Below are 21,804 nucleotides of genomic sequence, written 5' to 3'. Positions count from 1 at the left end.
CTACATAGCATCTATGGGGGGATGAGAGAATGAAAAACAAATTAAAGGCTTATGATTTAGCACTCGTCGGAATGTTTGCAGCTCTAATGGCGATTGGTGCAAACCTCACTTCATTTTTAACCGTTGGAACGGTTCCGTTATCGATGCAGCCCTTTTTCTGTATTTTAGCAGGTTTGCTGCTCGGAAGCAGATTAGGCGCATTATCCATGATCGTTTATGCTCTCGCAGGAATAGCTGGTGCACCTGTCTTCGCACAGTTTAGCGCAGGCATTGGAGTTATTTTCGGCAGCACAGGCGGGTTTATTTTATCCTATATTGCTGCTGCTTATGTAGCTGGCAAAATTGTTGAAGCAAGCAAAAAACCAGCACTTTCCGTTTTCTTCCTTTCATCATTTGCAGGAATTGCTCTTATCTATATTATCGGAACGACTTATATGTACGCAGCGCTTAATTATTGGCTGAATGTTGAAATGAGCTATACTGGCGCATGGCTTGTGATGACTTGGTTTATGGTGAAAGATGTCATCTTTACAGCCATTGGCGCTGTTATTGCTCCACGCATTTATACAGCTGTAAATAAAGCTACGAGCCTTGGGAAGCATCGCGCTGCCTGATCTGAAATATAAGTATTAAAAAAACACATGAGAAATCATGTGTTTTTTTATTATTTAATCTCAGCCTTATTTTCTTCAAGATATTTTAATTCTTCGTCTTTGGACAGCACGCCAGTTGCTTTGCCTATTGTACCTCCCTGAAGGCTCCAAATAGCATTGTGGTCCCTGTCAGCTTCTGCATAATCATTTTCAAGCCATCTGCTGAGGATGTCCAAATATAAATCCGAGTTTTCAAAGGCTTCTTTGTCGCTTTCAATTTGTTTGATTAAATAAAGAATTCTCTCTTCCGTGATTTCAAAGTGATTCCACTTATCTTTGGCCTCCACTTTTTGGTGAGACATCCCGTGCAGATATTTCTGTATTTGATCTTCTGTAATCGTAGCTCCGCCTACTGGAAATGGATTGTTGCTTAAATCAATTTCAGCAAGCTTCTCCGAACTTTCATTAATTGTCTTATTTACTTGTTCTGTACTTTGTACAGGCGTATGCATCATTTCAGTAAAAATATAAAAAATAACACCCGTACAGCATAGCAATAATACAATTGCACCCGTGAGAAACTTATGCTGTTTCATCCATTTCATTCACTGCACCCCTATCTTTTTTATACTAAATAGTTCTATTCATCTATTTATATCTCCTTCTCTGGTAAAGATTCTTGCATAACTAGACAAAATTCGATAAAATCTTACAGTATCCTAGATTTCATGTATAAAAGATTCCTATTTTGGAAAATACTAGTGTGAGATCTTGTGAAAGAGGTGAGCTTTCATGACAGTATTGCAAATGAAGCGTTATTTCTTAAATGAAAAAGAACGCGAAACATACGAGAATACTCTTTTAAAAAGACAGCCTGAACTGTTGGAGATAATCCTGAAAATGGATGACGAAGAGTTATTAGAGAGATTGAAATAAGAAAAGCGAAGCTTAACATCATAGAAAAGCTCTGTCTCATGATCAGGAGACAGAGCTAAGCATCGAAATAAAAGGCCGCCCTGTTTATATACAGGCGGCCTTTTCTATTTTTCTATTATAGGACAATTGCCGCGATCCATCCGAAAATAACCAATGGAATGTTATAATGCAGGAATGTTGGCACACATGTATCCCAAATATGATCATGCTCTCCGTCAGCATTTAAACCTGACGTTGGTCCAAGTGTGCTGTCAGATGCAGGTGAACCTGCATCACCGAGCGCTCCGGCAGTACCTATGAGTGCAATGGTTGCCATAGGGCTAAAACCCAGCTCAAGGCAAAGCGGTACAAAAAGAGTCGCAATGATTGGCACCGTTGAGAAGGATGAACCGATTCCTATCGTAACAAGCAGACCAACAAGCAGCATTAAAAGAGCTGCGATAGACTGATTTCCGCCAATTAATTCAGCAGAAGTTTTAACCAATGTATCAATATGACCTGTTTCTTGCATGACAGCTGCAAAGCCGGAAGATGCAAGCATAACAAATCCAATGAACGCCATCATTTTCATCCCGGTAGTCAAAAGCTGATCCGCTTCATTCCATTTCATTGATCCTGTTGCATAGAGAACAATAATTCCCGCCAGAGCTCCGAAAATCATTCCTTCTACTTCCAGTTTCTGCGAAAGGAATAATTGAACACTTAATGAAACGATAATAGCAAGTATTGCAAAAGAAACACTTTTTTTCGTATAAACAGCTGGTGCATGTCCAGCTATTTCTTTTGTCTCATATGAACGTTTCTTTCTGTACGTAAAAAACGCCAGAATTAGTCCGACAACCATACCTGCTGAAGGAATCAGCATCGCCTCCGGAATATCCTTAAGACTTACAGACAAGCCGCCAGCTGCCATATTTTCTTGAAGAATGCCATGGAAAATCGCACCGAATCCGACCGGCAACAGCATATAAGGTGTAATTAAACCAAATGAAATGACAACAGCGATTAAACGGCGGTCCAACTGTAATTGATTTAATACCTTTAATAAAGGCGGAATTAAGACAGGTATAAATGCGATATGAACAGGTACAACATTTTGAGAAAAAATAGAAATAATCAATATAATTATAATAATAAGTACTTTTGAAAGAGATTTCCTTCTCTCTTCTCCTTCTTTACCAACTAGCTTAATAGCTGCTTCTACCATTGCATCAGGCAATCCAGTTTTTGACAGAGCAACTGCAAAAGCGCCAAGAAGAGCATAACTCAGGGCAACAGTGGCGTTCCCGCCAAGACCTCCTGTAAATGTTTCAATTGTCGCTTTTAAATCGAGTCCGCCTGTTAAACCTCCAACAAGTGCGCCTGCCACTAAGGAAAATACAACATTTACCCGAAGCAAACTTAAAACAAGCATGACCAAAACAGCCAAAATAACTGCATTCATCTATAAAACCTCCAGAAATCTCTTTACTTTAGTATGCTAATGTATTAGTGAGATAAAATTCAATAGAATTAAAATAACATATTTTCTTTTTTAGTGTCAATGTTAAAATTTTATTATATTAGCAGACTAAAGGATTATGGAATAAGAATGAATTTGATGTAATCCTTTCGATAATGAATGAATCAATTCCATTTCCACAAAAAAAAGGCACTGTAATCAGTGCCTTTCCCCGTCATTAAACCTCAAATCGTTCTACAAAAGCGGCAAGCGTCCGAGCCATGACACCAGTGCCGCCAGAAGGTCCAAGATCATCTGCATTGGAAGATGTCCCTGTTCCTGCGATATCTAAATGCACCCATGGCGTACCTTCTGCAAATTCTCCAATAAATGTCCCCGCCATGATGGCATGGCCTTCACGTCCAGGGGAATTATTCAGATCCGCCATTTTACTGCCGCGAACTTTATCAATGTCTTTTTTTGTAATCGGCAATCTCCAGATTGGCTCCCCGCATTCATGGGATGCCTCTAATACTTGCTCAAATAATGATTCATTATTTGTCATCGCACCTGTTGTATGTGTTCCAAGGGCAATGATGACTCCGCCTGTTAATGTCGCAACATCTACTAAGTAATTTGCGCCATGATGCTTGGCATATGTGATGCCGTCAGCAAGGACTAATCTGCCCTCTGCGTCTGTATTGAGCACTTCAATCGTTTTTCCGCTCAGTGAAACGATGACATCATCAGGCTTGAAAGCATTGCCGCTGATCATGTTGTCAGTTGATGGAATGACAGCGAGTACGTTTTGTTCAGGCTTCAGTTTTCCAATGATCTCCATCGCTCCTAAAACAGCTGCTGCTCCGCCCATATCTGATTTCATGCCGACGATGCCGTCTTTCGGCTTAATTGAGTAACCTCCAGTATCAAAGGTAATGCCTTTTCCAACCAGACCAATCACATCTGTCCATTCTTCTTTTCCCTGGTATTTAAGAACAATCATTTTCGGCGGCTCATCAGATCCCTTGTTCACAGCAAGGAGAGCACCCATTCCAAGCTTCTCCATATCTTCTTTTTCAAGCACTTCATATTCAAAACCGTATTTTTTAGCGATATCAACAGAGTATTTAGCAAGTTCCGTTGCCGTTAAAATATTACCGGGCATGTTGACAAGCGTTCTTGCAGAGTTTGTTCCTTCTCCGAATGCAGATCCAACTGCAAGACTTGAACGTATTTCGGCTTCATCTTCATTTGAGATGATCGTAACTTGGTTGATGTTTCGTTCTGGCTCATTTGATTTTTGTTTATAGTCCTGTATTTTATAAGTAGAAAGCGGAAGAACTTCTGCTAATGCGTGAGCAGCTTCATTTACCTGAACATGTTCACTTGTGAATGTATCAAGAACGATTGAAAAAGATTGAATTTTAGCTTTTTGCATCGTCTTGAACAGCTTCGCAAAAGACTCTCTGGCAGCATCAAAATCATATTCCTTTTCTTTGCCAAGGCCAGTAAAATAAATTCGTTTTGCGCCGATTTTACCAAGAGTATGCACTTTCGAGATTTCTTTCTTTTTGGCAGAAATATCCCCCTCTTTTACAAGCAGTGAAAAATGACCTTCAAGCTTTTGGTCAAGCTCAGCTAAATGGCCTTCTAACGAGCTTGTCTTTTGAAACAATCCAAAAATGATTGTTTCTTCGTTCCATTTAATTGATGATTGAATATGAAACATGAAAACGCACCTCCATTAATAGTTAGGTTTTCCCGGCTCTTCTTCAAGGTATAGAAAAAGAGCCGGCAATTTAGGCAGCTGCCCGGCTTTTTCAAAAGAAACCGACTGAATGCCGGCAGGAATGATAACCAGACATTCTTCAATGAATGCATTTACTTTTTCAAGGTCCACTCCCCAATGGAATGGGCGGTAAGACTGTATGTAAGAGTGTCCGGCTTGCATCATGAGCCTTGCTCCTTTAATATTGCCATATTCGTAATGATAAATAGCAACTGTCATTTGCAGCAGGCCTTTTAGAAATAAGTTATCCTTCTCCGTCAGCCAGATTAATTCAAGCAAATCATGGCATGTATAATAATCGCCTTCATTAAAATGGATAAAAAACTGATAATATTCCATTGGGTAAAGAGTCACGTGGCATGCACTCCTCTCTGACCTTATTGTATCAAAGGATAAAAAGTTTTTATACTATTTGAAAAAATGACAGAGGATAAGGGCATGAATGCATGGAACTATACCATACAGTCAATAATAGAGCATTTATTTTTGAACGGAAAGGATGTCCGACCTCATGGAGATACTGCTTAATTTCCCGCTATTAGCTTCCTTGGCAGCCATTTTCTTTGCACAATTTGTAAAAGTGCCGATTACGTATATTGCGACTCGGAAAATTGACTGGTCTCTTATTTTAAGCACCGGGGGAATGCCCAGTTCCCACTCTGCGGCTGTTACGGCACTTGCAACAGGAGTTGCTCTCGATAACGGGCTCGCCTCTTCCCTTTTTGCTGTTTCAGCGGTTTTTGCTATCATTACAATGTTTGATGCCACTGGAGTAAGAAGACACGCCGGAGAGCAGGCAACAGTTCTTAATAAACTTGTAACAGACTTTAATACATTTGTCGGCGAGGCAAAGGCATGGCCGCAGCAAGAAGAAAAAGAAAAGCAAAAGAAATTGAAAGAACTTCTGGGACATCAGCCTATTGAAGTATTCTTCGGAGGATTAACAGGAATATTATTGGCCTTGTTCCTGCACTATTTATTCATTAAGTAAGGAGGGATTGCTTTGCGGCTTATATCCATCTGTCCAAGCAACACAGAGCTTGCCGCCTATTTAGGACTGACTGACGATCTCATCGCAGTCGACGATTATTCAGACTGGCCGAAACTAGTGAATGATCTGCCGCGTCTTGGACCTGACTTATCCATTAATATGGATCTGGTAGAACAACTGCAGCCTGACCTTGTTCTAGCTTCATTGAGTGTACCGGGTATGGAAAAAAACGTTGAAGAGCTTATTAAAAGGAATATTCCTCACCTTGTATTAAATCCCCAATCTTTTGAGGATATAGGAAACGATCTTATGGCCGTAGGTATAGCAGCAGGTAAAGAAAAAGAAGCCAAGGCAGTTGTCTCCCGCTATTATGGGATTTTAAAGGATTATAAAGAAAAAGCATCAAAACTGGATTACCGTCCTTCTGTTTATTTTGAATGGTGGCCTAATCCAATTTTCACACCTGGTCAAGTAAACTGGCTGACTGAAATGTGTGAATTGGCAGGAGGGCGCAATAGTTTCCGTGATGTGGAGCTTGCGAGTGTCCAAACCAGCTGGGATGACATTCTCCGCAGAAATCCTGATCATATTTGTCTTGCATGGGTCGGCGTTAAGCAAAGCAGAATGAAAGTCCAGCATGTTCTGAAGCGTGAATCGGCAGAAAACCTTACAGCAGTAAGGGAAAATCGGATTCACCTTCTTGAGGAACAGCTTTATTGCAGACCATCACCCAGGCTTTTAAACGGGCTTGCGAAACTTGCTGTCATCCTTCATCCGGAACACTTTCCGCAGCCTGAAGAGACAGATTACTTAACTTCTAATACATAGAAAAAGCTCAGGTGTTATAACCTGGGCTTTTTCCGCAGTTGGGAATCCTCATTTATTCTATATTTTTATTATGTCCTTATGATTTCAAGATGATCCAATGAATTCTATGACTTTCGAGATTAATTCCATGACTTTAAAAGATTAACCACTTCTGCAGAAATCTTCTCAGGCCGCGGGACCCAACAAGGAGTAACTCACTAGTTAACTTTTTGTTTTCGGCTTCATGTATTTTTGACGAAATGCCTGCATAGACTTAGCTTCATTCAATTTCGTCAGTTCATTTTCAGTTAATCGTCCGTTTCCTTTTTGAACGATATATATGTCTAACGTTTTTTTGCCCCAGGATTGAAATACTTCTTCAACAGTATCGTAATAAAGATCCAGTTCATTCCCCTTAATCGCTCCGCCCTTGTCTGCTACAACACCAAAACCGTAACCCGGAATAAAAAGAATGGTTCCTATCGGAAACACACTTAAATCAGCTGCTATAGTTGAATACAAATCTCTTTTTACTTTCACACCAGAATACGTAATGCCATATTCGGGATGTTCAGGATTTTTGCCTGTGGATTCATAGCCTGCCGTGTATCCGGTTGCTGTTACTTCTTTTTTCGGATATTGCGACCAGTTCATTTCATTTTCAAGCGACATTTGGTTTAAAGAACTTCCGCTTGACGAAATAGCAGTTGCGACAGTTTTTTCATTGTGCAGAGATTTTGGGATAAGGCCTGTCAGCTTATACGGATGGTTTTCACTTTCCAAGATGCCTTTGCTCCACCCATTTATATCAGACAGATTCTTTGCCTCCACACCTGAAAAAGCTTTTAAAGTGGTACCGAGCGCTACTAGCAGTAATAGTGTCATTAATAGACGCCTTGACCAGGTTTTTGTCCTATCCATTTACGATGTGTTCACTCCTCTCACATCAATAATCGTTTCCAAATGATAAACGAAATATTCAAGATAGAGAGAAATCCATATTTTACAAGTTTTGTTTTCTGCAAATAAAAAGATCTGTACACGTTGTACAGATCACATTTTAAAACATTTGATAGCCTCTTTTGCGGAGCATGTTAATAACAATTCCGGACACAATCGCTCCGATAAAACCGCAGACCAGTATTAGAATATCTGCCAAAGCCAAAGATAGAATACGCTCTCCTAAAGTTGAAAAAGATGGTCCAGGTGAGGTAAAGTATTGAGTGACTCTCACATTATCTACAATCAATATACAAACAATCGGATAGATAATTGCCATGATCCAAGACATGCGAAGCAGCATATTCAGCAAGAAACCGATTCCAAAAAATAAAACAAAGAATAAAAGCATCGAAATAATCAATACAGGTAAAAACAAATTATCGCCTCCAGTACACCTATTTAAGTGTACTGAACAAGCGATTATCAGTCAATTGTAAAAACATTGAACGTTTTATGAAGACTTCTTTCCTGTTCCATTGCAGCAATCGCACGTTTCCGAACCGCCAAGAAGCAATTGAAAATAACCATTACCCGAACAATATGGACATTCTTTCTTTTCAATAGCAGATGCATTCATCATCTATTCTCCCCTTTGTCAAGTATCTCTTTTTTGATATTGAAGATACTATATCAGGTTCTTTGTAAAGGATAAAGGGAGAAAATCTGACGGGATTCTTGATGTAAGCGAATACATCAAGCTCTTCCTCTTATTTTCTCAATTTTTCTTATTATTTTGAAAATTATAAAAATAAATGATATGATGTGTATCCAAACTGATCCCCAGGATTCAGGGCATCTATTTTATAAAGCATTGTCTCAAACCCTTCTTCTGCAAATGACTGAAGCAGCAGGGATGCATCCTCGTCGTCCTTAAGAATATCGGGAGGGAAAAAGGCAGCTTCAAATAATTCTTCTTCCTGTACGATGATTTGTGAAGAATTCGCCTTCAGTTTAAAAATAATCATATTATCGCTGATTGTACTTTGAATGACTCCTGACCGGATACCAATAACACCTTGCACTTCAGCTTCAATTCCCGTTTCCTCATGAATTTCCCGAATAATCGCCTCATCGAGCGTTTCCCCTTCATTTACGAATCCGGCTGGAAAAGACCACTTCCCTTTCAAACCGCCGTATTTCTTTTTCACGACAAGCCAGTCCCCGTTTTCATTTTCAACTACACCAGATACAGCAATCCATACATTCCCCCGCTTATTAGCCACCATAATCCTCCCCTTTTGACTTACTATATTAAATTAGATTTTTCGATAAAAAAAAGACAAAAGCTTAAAGGCTCTTGTCTTTTATTTTACTCTACTTCTTAGAAAAATTTAAATTTACCTTTTTTAACGACTAATCCCGCTCCGCCAACCATTAATAAAGCACGGTTATCAATCATTTTTTTCATGAATGAAGCTTTTGTTCCCATTACTTTCTTGCCAAATACCATACCTACAGCGTCATCTTCGCCAAGTGAAGCAACTGTACCTTTGATGTCTGGTTTGAATTCTTCCATTTCACCCTGGTCACGAACGGCCACAGCAATGTTTTTTGCTGCTGTAATACCTTGCTGCATAGCAATTTGAGCTGTTGGAGGATATGGACGGTTGATTTCTTCGTTGATTACTAGAGAACAGTCGCCAATGATGAAAACATCTTCATGGCCTGGAGCTCTTAAGTAAGAATCTACCTTTACACGTCCGCGCATGTTTTCAAAGCCAGCTTCTTCAACGATGCTGTTTCCGCGCACACCTGCTGCCCATACAACTGTATCAGCTTTAATTTCTTCCATTACGTCATCTTTTGCAACGATGATGCCGTCTTCAACACATTCTTTAATGGCTGTGCCGATTTTGAATTCTACCCCTTTACGCTCTAAGTGGTTTACAGCGTATTCTACAAGCTCTGGATCAAATCCAGGAAGAGCTGTTGGAGCAGCTTCTACACAGATGATGCGTACTTTCTTATGATCAACATCGTACTCGCGGCAAAGCTCAGGAACACGGTTAGCAAGCTCGCCAAGGAACTCGATGCCAGTGAAGCCAGCTCCGCCCACAACGATTGCAAGGCGCTGATCGCGTTTTACTTCTTCTGTGTTGTAAGTAGCGAATTGATATTCGATATGCTCGCGCAATTGACGTGCTGCATTGATGTTTGTAATACCGAAAGCGTACTCTTTCAAGCCTTTGATTCCGAATGTTTCTGGATGAGATCCAAGAGAAATCACAAGGTAGTCATACTCAAGCTCGCCATTTGAAAGAACAATTTTCTTTTCATCTTTGTTGATGGAAACAACTGTTTCTTTCACAAAATTTACACGGCTGCTATCAATAACATCTTTCACTTGGTATCTTGCTTTATCATGATGCAATGTACCTGCTGAAGCTTCGTGAAGCCATGTTGTTTCATAGTGATAATCATTTTTGTTAATCAGTGTAAGATCTGCTTCGTTTACACCAATCATTTTTTGAAGACGTGTAACTGCCATTAATCCGCCGTAACCTGCACCTAAAACTACTATTTTGGGCTTTCTCAACCGAATCACATCCACCTTTTTTTCTGATTTGTTGTAAAGAATGAAATAATTTCTATACTAATTATCTTCCGCTGCTTCACAACATTTTATTTTGTTTTGCCTAAAAAAGTATGTGAAAATGTTCACTTAACTTTTCAAAATAATACTGAAAACTCTGTGAGTAGTAACATAAAATATAAATAATGCCTATATTACATAATAGCATCTGCGGTATATTTTTCAAGACCAAATTGAAGCATTAGAAACGTTAAGAATTTTACAAAAATAAAAACATTCTCTATAATAATCATATTCATCATACAAGCACATCTCTTTACTCAATTACCAGATGAAATTGTTAAAGAGATATGATATGTTATAATTAAGAATTATTATCAATTACAAGCGGGGGGATATTTGTGAAGGAAGACACAAAAGTATACGATATAACGATCATTGGCGGCGGACCTGTTGGTTTGTTCACAGCTTTTTACGGCGGCATGCGCCAGGCTTCAGTTAAAATCATTGAAAGTTTGCCGCAGCTCGGCGGTCAGCTTTCTGCCTTATATCCTGAAAAATACATATATGATGTTGCAGGATTTCCTAAAGTGCGCGCACAGGAGCTGGTAAACAATCTAAAAGAGCAAATGGCCAAGTTTGAGCCGACAGTATGTTTAGAGCAAGCGGTTGATACTGTTGAAAAACAGGCTGACGGCGTGTTTAAATTAACAACTGATCAAGAAGTTCACTATTCTAAAACGATTATCATTACTGCAGGAAACGGCGCGTTCCAGCCTCGTAAAATTGAACTTGAAGAAGCTGCTTCATTTGAAAAAGCAAATCTTCATTACTTCATTGATGATTTAAATCAATTTGCCGGCCAGAGAGTTCTTATTTGCGGAGGCGGAGATTCTGCTGTTGACTGGGCACTTATGCTCGAGCCAATTGCTGAAAAAGTAACACTTGTCCATAGAAGAGATAAGTTCCGTGCTCATGAGCATAGTGTTGAAAACCTGAATAACTCAAAAGTTCAAGTTCTCACTCCTTTCGTTCCAAAAGAATTAACAGGTACAGCTAATATTGAACAAGTAGTATTAGAAGAAGTGAAAGGCGAACGCAAAGAAGTCATTGATGTTGACTCTGTCATCGTCAATTTTGGATTTGTCTCATCACTTGGCCCAATCAAAAATTGGGGTCTTGAAATTGAGAAAAACTCAATTGTCGTTAACAGCAAGATGGAAACAAACGTTGAAGGCATCTATGCTGCAGGGGACATCTGCACATATGAAGGAAAAGTAAAACTGATCGCAAGCGGGTTTGGTGAAGCTCCAACTGCTGTTAATAATGCGAAAGCTTATATGGATCCAAAAGCAAGAGTTCAGCCGCTTCACAGCACGAGCTTGTTTGAAAAATAATAAGAAAAGCAAAAGCGCCTTGATTAGCGCAGGCATGGCAGATAAGATCCGGCGAAAAGCCCGGGTTTGACATTTTTTGTCCAAGCCGTTCTGACCGGGTAGCTAGGCGCTTCCGCTAGCTATTAATGTGCAAAAACTTTATATTCATACAATAAAAAGAGGAAAGCGGTCTGCTTTTCCTCTTTTTTATTGGAATAAACGCTGCAGAACTTATTGCTGCCAGTAATAGCTGTAAGGATTGTAATAAACCGGCTGATTCCATTGCTGGTATCTTTGGCCGCCAAACGGCATGCCGCTTTGATCATCTCCAGGCATTTGACCAAAAGGACTTCCCTGACCGCCCTGAGTGCCCCCATTTTGACCCATTCCCGGCATTTGGCCGAATGGACTTTCCTGACCGCCCTGCATTCCTCCAGGTTGACCCATTCCCGGCATTTGACCGAATGGACTTTCCTGACCGCCCTGCATTTCTTCAGGTTGACCCATTCCCGGCATTTGACCGAATGGACTTTCCTGACCGCCCTGCATTTCTCCAGGTTGACCCATTCCCGGCATTTGACCGAATGGACTTTCCTGACCGCCCTGCATTTCTTCAGGTTGACCCATTCCCGGCATTTGACCTACTTCCTGATCGCCTTCTGTCCCGCCGTTTTGTTCTTCTGATTCTTGAGGAGCCTCTTCTTCCATTTTTGGAGGTTCCGGCATCACTTCGAAGGTTTTAATATCATTTACATTCGCCTGACTTGTCGTTAATGCGGGAAATGACAAAATAAACACCGCACCTGATTGTTTATCTAAGTAGAATATAAATGCCTCTTTTTCCGTACCGTTTGTAAAGGTTAATTTTACCCATTTATATAGGCCTTCATTTAATTCATCTGTTGATGAAAGACGGAATCGATTATACATCTGATATGGATAGTAATTCATTATTCAAGCTCCCTTCTCTATTCACACATCCATACTATATGCCCGTTATTTGTCCTTTGTTTTTAAATTGGAACCTGAAACCTTTTTCTATTTATCCTCGACTATGTTTTCAAGGAGGGGGAAATAGTGTGAAATGGAAACTAAAACTAATCTTATGCGCGGTAATTATGTCAGGCATCTTTTTAGTAAATAAAGAAAATGGCTATGCTTGTTCTTGTGCGCAGCAGCCTTCCGTTCAGTCAGAATTAGAAAACAAAACAGCCATTTTTTCAGGAAAAGTATTAAAGATCAATGGAAGCAGTCAGAAAAAAGTGTTAATTGAAGTGGATCTTATCTGGAAAGGCCCTTCTCAATCACAGCTTATTGTTGAAACAGAGAGGGACTCTGCAGGGTGCGGAGTTGATTTCATTGAAGGTGAAAATTATCTTGTTTATGCATACGGAGATAAGAATATCCTTGAGACCGGATTATGCGAACGAACAAATTTGCTCACAGACGCAGGGGATGACATAAGAAATCTCGGTGCGGGAAAAGAACCTGAAAAGCAAGTGAATCTGGAACATCAGCTAGGAACTAATGCCATTACTTGGGGAATTTTTATCGCGATTCTTTTCATTTGCACTCTTTTAATGTTTTTACGGAAAAAGAAATAAAAAAGACACTTCACTGACGTCGTTTTTGCCAATGAAATGTCTTTTTTTATATTCAGCACTCTTCAGGTGTACCTGTATTCGTAGCTGTTCTGAAAGATGAACCGCATCCGCATGAAGCAATCGCATTCGGATTATCGATGGTAAATCCGCCCCCCATTAGGGACTCTTTAAAATCAATTTTTGTCCCTTTTAAAATAAGGGAGCTTTCTTTATCGACAAGCACATTGATGCCATGCACCTCAAACTGAGTGTCATCCTCATTCGGTTCTTGTTCAAAACCCATGCCGTAAGATAAACCGCTGCAGCCGCCGCCTTTTACGCCAACGCGCAGAAAAGCCTGCTCTTCGCCGTTTTCTTTCATCATATCTTTTATCTGATAAGCTGCTGCTTCAGTAATTATTACAAAATCATTCATTTTCTTGTTCCTCCTTTGCCAATAATCCAAAGGCTATACATTAAGTATACCCAATCCACCCGGAACTCTCAAATGAAACACCCTGCACTGCTATTTATCGTAGAAGTAAACACCTGTACAGATAACCTCCGCTGGGCCAGTCATTAAAACATTTCCCTCTTCCTTCCAATTAATAAGAAGATCCCCGCCGGCAAGATGAACAGTTGTATCCATTCCTCTCTTCGTATGTCCATTGAGAACAGAAGAGACAACGGCTGCACAAGCACCAGTTCCGCATGCCTGTGTAACACCTGAACCTCTTTCCCACACTCTGAAATGAAGTTCATTTTCGGCAGCCACTTCAACAAACTCTACATTGATGCTTTCAGGGAAAAGAGGATCTTTCTCAACCCTTGGTCCAAGTGTTAACACTGGAGCTGTTTCAATGCTGTCCACATAGAAAATAAGATGAGGATTTCCCATTGAAACTGCTGTAGCATGATAGGTTTCACCGGCAAATTCAAGCTGTTCGTTTATTACTTTTTCATCAGGAGTGCCGGCCATAGGAATTTCAGCCCGAACAAGCTTTGGCTGCCCCATATTGATTGTTACTCCGCTGACTTCATTATCTTTCACTTCGAGCTTTGCATGAACCAAACCTGAAAGTGTTTCAATCGAAAATTCTTTTTCATCTATCAGTTTATTCTCAAATGCATATTTTGCAACACAGCGAAGACCATTTCCGCAGTTTTTCCCTTCAGAACCATCACTGTTAAAAATCCTCATCTTTACTGGTGCTTTTTCAGATGGACAAATTAAGATAAGTCCATCTGAACCGATCCCTGTAAATACATTGGATACTTCCTTTGCAAGCTGAGGAAGTTTTGACTCTTCAATTTGTTCTTCAAACATATTTACATATATATAATTGTTGCCGAGTGCATGCATTTTTGTGAATTGGAATTGTTTCATGCTGATCTCCCTCTTTTTTTTCTTTTTTTATAAGTATAAAATGCTGGAAACAGGATCACAATAGAAATATCCCCCGTTTGTTATAGATAATAAAAGCTCTCTGCTTTGGTGCAGGGAGCTTTTATTCGTGATAAAACATGAAATTCCCTGCTATGACTGCACTTAAAATGCTGGCAAGGGGCTAATTGTCTACTCTTATTTTGTATCTGTTTGCTTTAAGTTATTCAAATAATGCATTTTATTAACACATCATACTTTTTACCTGCAAAAAAGTCATTGAAAAAGGGAAAAAACACCCCCGAAAAAGCCATCATTGAAATGGCAAAAGACAGATGGCGAGAAATGAGAGAATTGAAACAAAAGTATCCAATCAGCTAAATATAAGCAGTAAAAAAACGCGTACTAAATGTACGCGTTTTGCTTAGAACATAGGATTCTCATCCAGGTAATCATATATGTTTTTAACTAGCTCTTCAGATGATTCCCCAGTTACAACCTCACCGTTTACAAGGGCATAAAGAGAAGCATAGCATTTTCCGCAATATCCAAGACATCCGTATTCAATAATGTCCAGATTAGGATCCTTTTCTAACTTTTCCAAAGCAGCTTGTGAACCGTTCGCTAAATTGCTTATACAAAATTCTATTATTGGTTTCAACTTCATCACCTCACACCTGCAATCCTATGCTACCTCTTTCTATGTACTATCGTCAATAATTTACGTTTTATGTTATACTTTTTTCATAAATACCAACACATTTTCATTAAAGTGATTTACTAATGGGCGGGTATACTGATTAATAGACGACTTTTTCATAACATATTGTGGTTTATCATCAAATTCGTTATACTTTTAGATGGCATATTGCAAAGGTTTTCTTAATAACTGATTTAACCTATAGATAAGAATATCACTCACTAAAAGAGGAGAAAAAGGGGAATCTGCAATGAAGAACTTAGTAATTCTTGGCGGAGGATACGGCGGCATGCGCGTCCTTCATCGACTGCTCCCAGGTCAGCTGCCTGATGATGTGCACATTACACTTATAGATAAAAATCCCTATCATTGTTTAAAAACGGAATATTATGCACTGGCTGCGGGAACGATTTCAGACCATCATATCCGCGTAGATTTTCCAGAGCATGAACGCCTGCATGTAACTTTCGGGGAAATAACCTCGGTTGATCTTGAAGAAAAAAAGGTTCATCTGAATAATCAGGAACCGATTTCATATGATGATCTTGTTATCGGATTAGGCTGTGAAGACAAATATCATAATGTTCCAGGCGCGAAAGAGTTTACCCACAGCATTCAGACAATCGATCAATCAAGAGAAACCTACCAGCTCCTTAACAATTTAAGCGGCGGTGCTTCTGTTGCAATCGTTGGCGCAGGACTAAGCGGCGTTGAGCTTGCCAGTGAACTCCGGGAAAGCAGAAAAGATCTTAAGATCACGCTTTATGACCGCGGCAAAAACATTCTGTCCAGTTTTCCAGAACGTCTCAGCAAATATGTTCAAGGCTGGTTTGAAGATCATGGCGTAACCATTATCAACAGTGCCAACGTGACAAAGGTAGAACAAAATGTTCTATATAATCATGATGAGCCTGTTTCATACGATGCCATCGTATGGACCGCAGGAATTCAGCCGAACAAAGTCGTAAGAGATCTTCCTGTTGATAAAGATCCTCAGGGCCGTGTAGTGCTTACAAAACAGCATCACCTTCCACATCACGAGGATGCATTTGTTGTTGGAGACTGTGCAAGTCTTCCTCATGCACCAAGTGCACAGCTTGCTGAAGCTCAGGCTGAACAAATCGTTCAAGTTCTGCTTAAAAAGTGGAATGGCGAAGAATTGCCGCAGGACTTCCCTGTCTTCAAGCTGAAAGGCGTATTAGGATCGCTTGGAAAGAAACATGGTTTCGGCCTTGTGAATGACCGCCCTCTAATTGGACGAGTTCCTCGACTGCTTAAATCGGGTATACTTTGGATGTACAAATACCATAATGGATAAGACATTAAAATAGATTTTATTGCATTTAAAACCTTGATAAATCAAGGTTTTTTTATTTATGAAAATCAAAATAGATTAAAAAGAATTAAACTTCGGGCGGGTTTTTGGCGGGTTTTTTCTAAAAAAGTTTTTGCCACCTCAACCAACAGTTTATCCCTAACGGCACCATTTGGACAAAATGTTAGGGGAAGATCGGTCTAAGTATAGGCAAGCTAAAACAGTTTCCACAAAAGTTATATGATGTATTGAAAACGAGTCCGAAAGAAACTCTGATGGGATATGAATGTGACTACTCATAAATATATAGACACAAATTACCGTTCTATTTGAATCATATTTATTCAATAATTACCAATTTCATATGTTATAATCCATATATCGTAACTCAAAATCATCCAAATCTATGGGTGACTACACCCACCTATGTAACAAGCAGGGAAGGAGAGCGTTATTCTTGCGGATACCTTCTTATTGGACAGGATAAAAGCCTCTTGGCTTTCAATACATTCAGAGTATTAGTAAAGAACTTCCCACAGTTTCAAAAGAAGTATTAGCAGAAATCGCTAACTCAATAAGTGAGCATTGATATCATTAGGGGCGTGGTTCTTCATCAATCGCCCCCGATTGTTGAATATTATTTATGTTGTCTTATCGAAGAAAAGCGCCCGTTTGTGGAAGACTAAAAAATAGGCTTTAAGATTAAATTGTGTTGTATGGCATCTAATGAATAAGCTGCTATACAAAGCTTTCCTCATACTATGTCCCACTTTTGCACGTAACTCGGACACAGCCGTTTTAGACTACTCCCCTCTCAATCACCGTATTCGTCGTGTAGGCGCCACCACGTATAAGGCGGGGTTTGCGGCCACCCCTCAGGTGAATCTTCCCAGTCTTCCTGGCGACCGAAGGGTGTCAGGTCCAGGAAATTGAAGTCGGCCTTGATCCTGTCGACGCCGCGTGCCGTCGTGTAATAGGTGCGAAAGACGCTGTCGTTATCACGGAGGAAGACACTCAGGCCGAATCCACTGCCCGCACCGCAGTCGACGTTGAAGTTGTCGCCGTTCGAAGAGAACCAGGGCACAGTCCAGCCCATGCGCTTCTTGTAGGGCTCGATCTGTGACAGTGGTGCGGGGGAAACTAGAATTAAGGTGGTATCACGGGCATGTAGATGAGCGAGATGCCCAATGTTGTCTACGAAGGACGAGCAGCCTGGGCAACGGTGGTCGGAACCCGGAGCCATCATGAAGTGGTAAACGATGAGCTGGCGACGTCCGTCGAAAAGATCAAGCAGGCTTACTTTACCGTTCAGGCCCTCGAAGACGTACTCTTTGTCGATCCGGACCATCGGCAGCCTCCGACGCTCCGCGGCCAGAGCGTCCAACGCACGAGTGAGTTCCTTCTCTTTGACGAGCAGTTTTTCGCGAGCAAGCTGCCACTCGTCTTCTGACACGACTTGCGGAAGTACTGTTTTGTTCTTCGTCATATGATTTCTCCTCTCTTTATTCCTTATGTTATCACAAACACCTGATGTGGATTTCTTCAATATAGTATGTAGCAACCTGTTCGAACCGTTTCAATATCTCTTTTGTATCCAATAGATCTCCCACTTTCTTTATAATTTTCTTCCTTCTTAATGTTGAGTAGTACGTCCCAATGCTAAACTAAATTACATCTTCTGAATTAACTTCGATTTACTTACGAATAATCCCTTCTCTTTTATTCAAGAAAATGGCCCGATTGTTGAAGATCATTTATGTTGTCTTATTGAAGAAAAGCACCCGTTACTTTAAGTGAAAAAGTTCACATATTATGTTGAAAAACAAACTAAAAACTACTTATATTTTACCCCGTTTCACATCATTAACTTCATGTATATCTTGTATTGTTGAACAATGGCATTTAATAATTTTTAATACACTGGTGTACAATAGCCTAAATAATTTACATTGTCTCCCCTAACAATTTTTTCATATATAGACCTAATTTCCTTTGTAATCGGTCCCTCTTGTCCTGTTCCAATAATTCTTCGGTCGATTTGTATGATAGATTTAATTCCGATAGCCGTACCTGTAAAAAAAACTTCATCGGCTGAATATAGCTCTGTTCTTGCTAGGCTCTTTTCAAAAACAGGTAACCGCAATTCATGTTTAGCTAATTGCATGACAGTATCTCGAGTAATTCCTGACAGAATATCGTCTGATATAGGAGGAGTTATCAATTGATTATTTTTGACGATAAAAATGTTCTCTCCTGGTCCTTCACTTACATTTCCTTCCTTTGTAAGAAAAATAGCTTCATCGTACCCATTTAACCTAGCTTCTGTAGACGCTAAGGCTGAATTCAAATAACCTCCTGTAGGCTTTACTTGAGGGGGTATCATATTACTGCCCACCCGTGTCCAGGAAGAGACACTTACGTTTAAAGCTGGTTTAGCAATGTACTCTTTTAAATGAGTACAATAAATCATTACTCGATTAAAAGGACCTCCCAATTCAGGGCCTAGTGTAATTTCACCATTAATACAAATAGGACGGATATAAACATCTTCCCGGATATTGTTTATTTTTAATAATTGTATTGTCCAATATACTAATTGCATCTGAGAATAAGGAATATTTAGATGCAGTGAATGACCAGACTCATGGAATCGTTTATAGTGATCTAGAAGTCGAAAAACAAAAAGTTGTTTTTGTTTTTCATTCCAAAAAGCCCTTATTCCTTCAAAACAACCCAATCCATAATTTAATCCTTTATTTCGTACTAACCGAAACATTATCCTCATTTAGGAATTGCCCCTGATTAAAAATATACACAATTTCCCTCCCAAAAAAATCAGTGTTAATTTATATGTATAAGTAATTATCTGAATTTATTCAGGGCATTAATAATAACTTTTTAGTATCAATAAGCCGCCAGTCTAAGATGAATCTTTTATCTCTAGAAAACTTCCTCCATTAACCTGCCCGTTAGCACTCAAAACGGTTGCCGCAGCAACCCCTGTTCTTCAACTCTAGCACCCGTTTGTTGAATAATAAATGAGTTAAAACAAAAGATATGCATCACACTTAGGCTGATGCATGTTACTAATCATACGTATCCCCAATGGTAACAAATTTATCTTGTAGCCAATACCAAAACTGTCCTTTACCACTAACCAAACGTTTTAGAAGTTCAGTAAAAGATTGAGCGATAATAGGACAACTCCCTACCACACCATAATTCTCCCAATGACTGTCATAACATCGACCAAGACGTGAAGGATATAGATCAGCGGTTATGTAATTATTATTACTATCTCGACCAAGTATGTACCAGGTTGATGAAATATCGTAAGCTGACTTCAAGTAATATTAACTTAGACATTGTGGGACAATAGTTAGAGCTTAAAATACTTGGAAAGGGGTAAAAAATGCAAAAGCAAAACATTTTATTTAACCTTGACGATACATTATCATACTGTAATAGATATTTTAACCAAGTAATAGGTGAGTTCGCTAACCAAATGATCACATGGTTTGACCCCATAACCAAGGAAGAAATAAAACAGAAACAACTTCAAATTGATGTTACAGCGATTAGTCAGCACGGTTTAAAGTCGGAACGGTTTCCCGAGTCATTTGTTGGTACTTATAAATACTTTTGTGACCTAACAGGGAGGGAAAAGAAAAAAGACGAAATCCAATATCTAAGAGAATTGGGGTTTAAGGTATTTGATATTCCGGTTGAACCAATTCCATATATGAATGAAACACTACAACGTTTAAAAGAAGAGGGACATGAATTATATTTACACACAGGGGGGGATGAGGCTAATCAAAGCAGGAAAATTGCCCAGTTAGAACTCGCTATATATTTTGAACATCGTATTTTTATTTCGGAACATAAAGATACAACAGCTCTATCGGATATTTTAAAAACAATTAATGCCGATCCTAAAGTAACATGGATGGTGGGAAATTCATTAAGAACTGATATTGTCCCAGCACTTGAAATGAATATCCATGCAATATTTATTCCAGCTGAATCAGAATGGCAATATAACGTTGTTGAAGTTAACGTTGAGCATAGTAGTGATTTTTTAACACTAAATTCACTTCAAGAAGTACCTGATGTGATTCATAAGCGTATCTAAGAGCAGGCAATGTCCAACTTATAAATAATACTTTAAGTGCGTAAAAAGCATAATAGTAATCCCATTTTATTTGATATATATATATAAGAATAAAAAAATGGTTAATAAAAGTATTCATTCCTAAATATAAAAACCGATTATAGCTTTTTTGCTTATATGAGTGTTTTTCCAGATTGCATATAAGTTAATAACAAGAGCCACGAATGCAGCTATGGCAAAAACGAAAGCGTTTATGCTGGCCTCGGAGTGCACCGTTACAAATACCATAATGGATAAGAAAAACGCAAGGCAATGAGATGCCTTGCGTTTTTTCTTTAATCTGAGGGATTTTTTATGGGGTGAGCGCCCAGACCTTGAATCATTCAGTTTATTATTTGTTCTAATTATAAAAAAACATTTTCAGCAAGCTGCACTTGCACGTTAAATGATTAAGCAGAAACATACCCATGCTTCTCCATTTCCGCATAAATTGTTTTCAATTTCGGATTGCCTTCTCCTACTACCACTCCATTAATAACAACCAAAGGGTAAAAATACTCATCATTTGCGATTTTCTCCCGCAAAACTCTTTTTTTCTGGATTGTCTTGAGGCGAAAATACATCAACATATTCTATTTTAAACTGCTGCTTCGGGAATTTCCTTGAAATTGCTGCTTCCAGCCATTCATATGTTTCTTTTGATGAGGGAAGATTTACACAGCTTGGGCATAATACTTCAGCTCCATATATACACACTTCCACTTGTTTTTTCATCGTATTCCCCCTTTTCTTAAGTTTCATTGTAAGGGAGGAAGCGTTTTTTTTCCATGAAAACTTATATGCTGAAAGTATCCATTTTTATTCGCCGCGGAATATGTTAAAATAGTGACATTAACAGATTTTACTTCAATCATATGAATAGATTTTCAGCGTTTATTTGAATATAATAGCAGGATAAGGAAGGAGTCGATTAAGTTGACAACAGAAACTCAAATGGTAGAACAAGTACAGGAAGTATTAGATAAATTACGCCCATTCTTGCTTCGTGATGGCGGGGATTGTGAACTAGTAGATGTAGAAGACGGCATCGTAAAATTACGCCTTTTAGGAGCCTGCGGCAGCTGCCCAAGTTCAACAATCACACTTAAAGCAGGGATTGAACGCGCTCTTCTTGAAGAAGTACCGGGTGTTGTAGAGGTAGAACAAGTATTCTAATGCAAAATGAAAAGATGGTGAGCCC

At 39.3% G+C, this 21,804-nt stretch carries 24 protein-coding genes and 1 pseudogene; 9 read left to right on the top strand and 16 right to left on the bottom strand.

Going from position 1 to position 21,804, the window contains the following annotated elements:
* The first annotated feature begins 29 nt into the window (after positions 1–29).
* Positions 30–614: a biotin transporter BioY gene (locus QFZ72_RS05610; RefSeq protein ID WP_307430521.1), complete on the top strand. Its 585-nt coding sequence runs from the start codon at positions 30–32 to the stop codon at positions 612–614.
* A gap of 50 nt (positions 615–664) precedes the next feature.
* Here QFZ72_RS05610 and QFZ72_RS05605 read toward each other — a convergent pair whose 3' ends face one another.
* Positions 665–1,198 carry a DUF6241 domain-containing protein gene (locus QFZ72_RS05605; RefSeq protein ID WP_307430518.1) on the bottom strand — a complete coding sequence of 178 codons (534 nt, stop codon included), beginning with the start codon at positions 1,196–1,198 and terminating at the stop codon, positions 665–667.
* A gap of 187 nt (positions 1,199–1,385) precedes the next feature.
* On the opposite strand from QFZ72_RS05605, the gene QFZ72_RS05600 reads away from it, so the two are divergent.
* Positions 1,386–1,529 carry a hypothetical protein gene (locus tag QFZ72_RS05600; RefSeq protein WP_307430515.1) on the top strand — a complete coding sequence of 48 codons (144 nt, stop codon included), beginning with the start codon at positions 1,386–1,388 and terminating at the stop codon, positions 1,527–1,529.
* A 115-nt stretch (positions 1,530–1,644) separates the two neighbouring features.
* Here QFZ72_RS05600 and QFZ72_RS05595 read toward each other — a convergent pair whose 3' ends face one another.
* The 3 genes from QFZ72_RS05595 to QFZ72_RS05585 form a co-directional block, all read right to left on the bottom strand.
* Positions 1,645–2,973, bottom strand: a complete 1,329-nt coding sequence (locus QFZ72_RS05595) for a Na+/H+ antiporter family protein (RefSeq protein WP_307430512.1) — start codon at positions 2,971–2,973, stop codon at positions 1,645–1,647.
* 235 nt (positions 2,974–3,208) lie between these two features.
* The gene (locus QFZ72_RS05590; protein ID WP_307430509.1) at positions 3,209–4,699 is read right to left on the bottom strand and encodes a leucyl aminopeptidase; all 1,491 of its coding nucleotides are present in this window, start codon (positions 4,697–4,699) and stop codon (positions 3,209–3,211) included.
* A gap of 15 nt (positions 4,700–4,714) precedes the next feature.
* Complete coding sequence (locus QFZ72_RS05585) at positions 4,715–5,098, bottom strand: DUF309 domain-containing protein (protein ID WP_373464661.1); 384 nt, start codon at positions 5,096–5,098, stop codon at positions 4,715–4,717.
* A gap of 172 nt (positions 5,099–5,270) precedes the next feature.
* Between QFZ72_RS05585 and QFZ72_RS05580 the strand changes: the two genes are divergently transcribed.
* Positions 5,271–5,750, top strand: a complete 480-nt coding sequence (locus QFZ72_RS05580) for a divergent PAP2 family protein (RefSeq protein ID WP_307430504.1) — start codon at positions 5,271–5,273, stop codon at positions 5,748–5,750.
* Between the two features lie 12 nt (positions 5,751–5,762).
* Entirely contained in the window at positions 5,763–6,578 is an 816-nt protein-coding gene (locus tag QFZ72_RS05575; RefSeq protein ID WP_307430501.1) for a cobalamin-binding protein, read from the top strand.
* 201 nt (positions 6,579–6,779) lie between these two features.
* Here the strand turns inward: QFZ72_RS05575 and QFZ72_RS05570 are convergent, their stop codons facing one another.
* The 5 genes from QFZ72_RS05570 to QFZ72_RS05550 all read right to left on the bottom strand — a co-directional run bounded on the left by QFZ72_RS05570 (position 6,780) and on the right by QFZ72_RS05550 (position 10,104).
* Positions 6,780–7,478 carry a 3D domain-containing protein gene (locus QFZ72_RS05570; RefSeq protein ID WP_307430499.1) on the bottom strand — a complete coding sequence of 233 codons (699 nt, stop codon included), beginning with the start codon at positions 7,476–7,478 and terminating at the stop codon, positions 6,780–6,782.
* A gap of 139 nt (positions 7,479–7,617) precedes the next feature.
* Positions 7,618–7,908, bottom strand: coding sequence for a YuiB family protein (locus QFZ72_RS05565; RefSeq protein WP_307439602.1), 291 nt, complete (start codon positions 7,906–7,908; stop codon positions 7,618–7,620).
* 102 nt (positions 7,909–8,010) lie between these two features.
* Positions 8,011–8,136: a YuiA family protein gene (locus QFZ72_RS05560; RefSeq protein WP_307439600.1), complete on the bottom strand. Its 126-nt coding sequence runs from the start codon at positions 8,134–8,136 to the stop codon at positions 8,011–8,013.
* Positions 8,137–8,299: 163 nt separating this feature from the next.
* Positions 8,300–8,782: an NUDIX domain-containing protein gene (locus QFZ72_RS05555; RefSeq protein WP_307430497.1), complete on the bottom strand. Its 483-nt coding sequence runs from the start codon at positions 8,780–8,782 to the stop codon at positions 8,300–8,302.
* Between the two features lie 98 nt (positions 8,783–8,880).
* Positions 8,881–10,104 (bottom strand): NAD(P)/FAD-dependent oxidoreductase, encoded by a 1,224-nt coding sequence (locus QFZ72_RS05550; protein ID WP_307430495.1) that lies wholly within the window; start codon positions 10,102–10,104, stop codon positions 8,881–8,883.
* Positions 10,105–10,493: 389 nt separating this feature from the next.
* Between QFZ72_RS05550 and yumC the strand changes: the two genes are divergently transcribed.
* Positions 10,494–11,489, top strand: coding sequence for a ferredoxin--NADP reductase 2 (yumC, locus tag QFZ72_RS05545; protein WP_307430492.1), 996 nt, complete (start codon positions 10,494–10,496; stop codon positions 11,487–11,489).
* A gap of 210 nt (positions 11,490–11,699) precedes the next feature.
* On the opposite strand, the gene QFZ72_RS05540 is transcribed toward yumC, so the two are convergent.
* The gene (locus tag QFZ72_RS05540) at positions 11,700–12,419 is read right to left on the bottom strand and encodes a hypothetical protein (RefSeq protein WP_307430489.1); all 720 of its coding nucleotides are present in this window, start codon (positions 12,417–12,419) and stop codon (positions 11,700–11,702) included.
* A 128-nt stretch (positions 12,420–12,547) separates the two neighbouring features.
* Here QFZ72_RS05540 and QFZ72_RS05535 point away from each other — a divergent pair, with 128 nt between their 5' ends.
* Positions 12,548–13,072, top strand: a complete 525-nt coding sequence (locus QFZ72_RS05535) for a hypothetical protein (RefSeq protein ID WP_307430485.1) — start codon at positions 12,548–12,550, stop codon at positions 13,070–13,072.
* A 52-nt stretch (positions 13,073–13,124) separates the two neighbouring features.
* Here QFZ72_RS05535 and QFZ72_RS05530 read toward each other — a convergent pair whose 3' ends face one another.
* The 3 genes from QFZ72_RS05530 to QFZ72_RS05520 form a co-directional block, all read right to left on the bottom strand.
* Positions 13,125–13,487, bottom strand: coding sequence for a HesB/IscA family protein (locus QFZ72_RS05530; RefSeq protein ID WP_223437992.1), 363 nt, complete (start codon positions 13,485–13,487; stop codon positions 13,125–13,127).
* A gap of 90 nt (positions 13,488–13,577) precedes the next feature.
* Entirely contained in the window at positions 13,578–14,438 is an 861-nt protein-coding gene (gene dapF / locus QFZ72_RS05525) for a diaminopimelate epimerase (protein WP_307430482.1), read from the bottom strand.
* Between the two features lie 421 nt (positions 14,439–14,859).
* Positions 14,860–15,102 (bottom strand): YuzB family protein, encoded by a 243-nt coding sequence (locus tag QFZ72_RS05520; protein ID WP_070876045.1) that lies wholly within the window; start codon positions 15,100–15,102, stop codon positions 14,860–14,862.
* Between the two features lie 283 nt (positions 15,103–15,385).
* On the opposite strand from QFZ72_RS05520, the gene QFZ72_RS05515 reads away from it, so the two are divergent.
* Positions 15,386–16,453, top strand: a complete 1,068-nt coding sequence (locus QFZ72_RS05515; protein WP_307430474.1) for an NAD(P)/FAD-dependent oxidoreductase — start codon at positions 15,386–15,388, stop codon at positions 16,451–16,453.
* 811 nt (positions 16,454–17,264) lie between these two features.
* Here QFZ72_RS05515 and QFZ72_RS05510 read toward each other — a convergent pair.
* Both QFZ72_RS05510 and QFZ72_RS05505 read right to left on the bottom strand, forming a co-directional pair.
* Entirely contained in the window at positions 17,265–17,936 is a 672-nt protein-coding gene (locus QFZ72_RS05510) for a DUF899 domain-containing protein (RefSeq protein ID WP_307430471.1), read from the bottom strand.
* A gap of 426 nt (positions 17,937–18,362) precedes the next feature.
* Complete coding sequence (locus QFZ72_RS05505) at positions 18,363–19,235, bottom strand: branched-chain amino acid transaminase (protein WP_307430468.1); 873 nt, start codon at positions 19,233–19,235, stop codon at positions 18,363–18,365.
* Between the two features lie 627 nt (positions 19,236–19,862).
* Here QFZ72_RS05505 and QFZ72_RS05500 point away from each other — a divergent pair.
* Positions 19,863–20,585, top strand: a complete 723-nt coding sequence (locus QFZ72_RS05500; RefSeq protein WP_307430465.1) for an HAD family hydrolase — start codon at positions 19,863–19,865, stop codon at positions 20,583–20,585.
* A gap of 428 nt (positions 20,586–21,013) precedes the next feature.
* Here the strand turns inward: QFZ72_RS05500 and QFZ72_RS05495 are convergent.
* Positions 21,014–21,338: pseudogene (locus QFZ72_RS05495) on the bottom strand (YuzD family protein).
* A gap of 219 nt (positions 21,339–21,557) precedes the next feature.
* Between QFZ72_RS05495 and QFZ72_RS05490 the strand changes: the two are divergent.
* Positions 21,558–21,779, top strand: coding sequence for a NifU family protein (locus QFZ72_RS05490; RefSeq protein ID WP_101568137.1), 222 nt, complete (start codon positions 21,558–21,560; stop codon positions 21,777–21,779).
* Positions 21,780–21,804: the final 25 nt, after the last annotated feature.

The sequence above is a fragment of the Bacillus sp. V2I10 genome (genome assembly GCF_030817055.1).
In the GTDB taxonomy this organism is placed as follows: Bacteria; Bacillota; Bacilli; order Bacillales; family Bacillaceae; genus Bacillus_P.
Note: the sequence above shows the minus strand (reverse complement) of the source record. Positions and strands in the feature narration are given on the sequence as shown.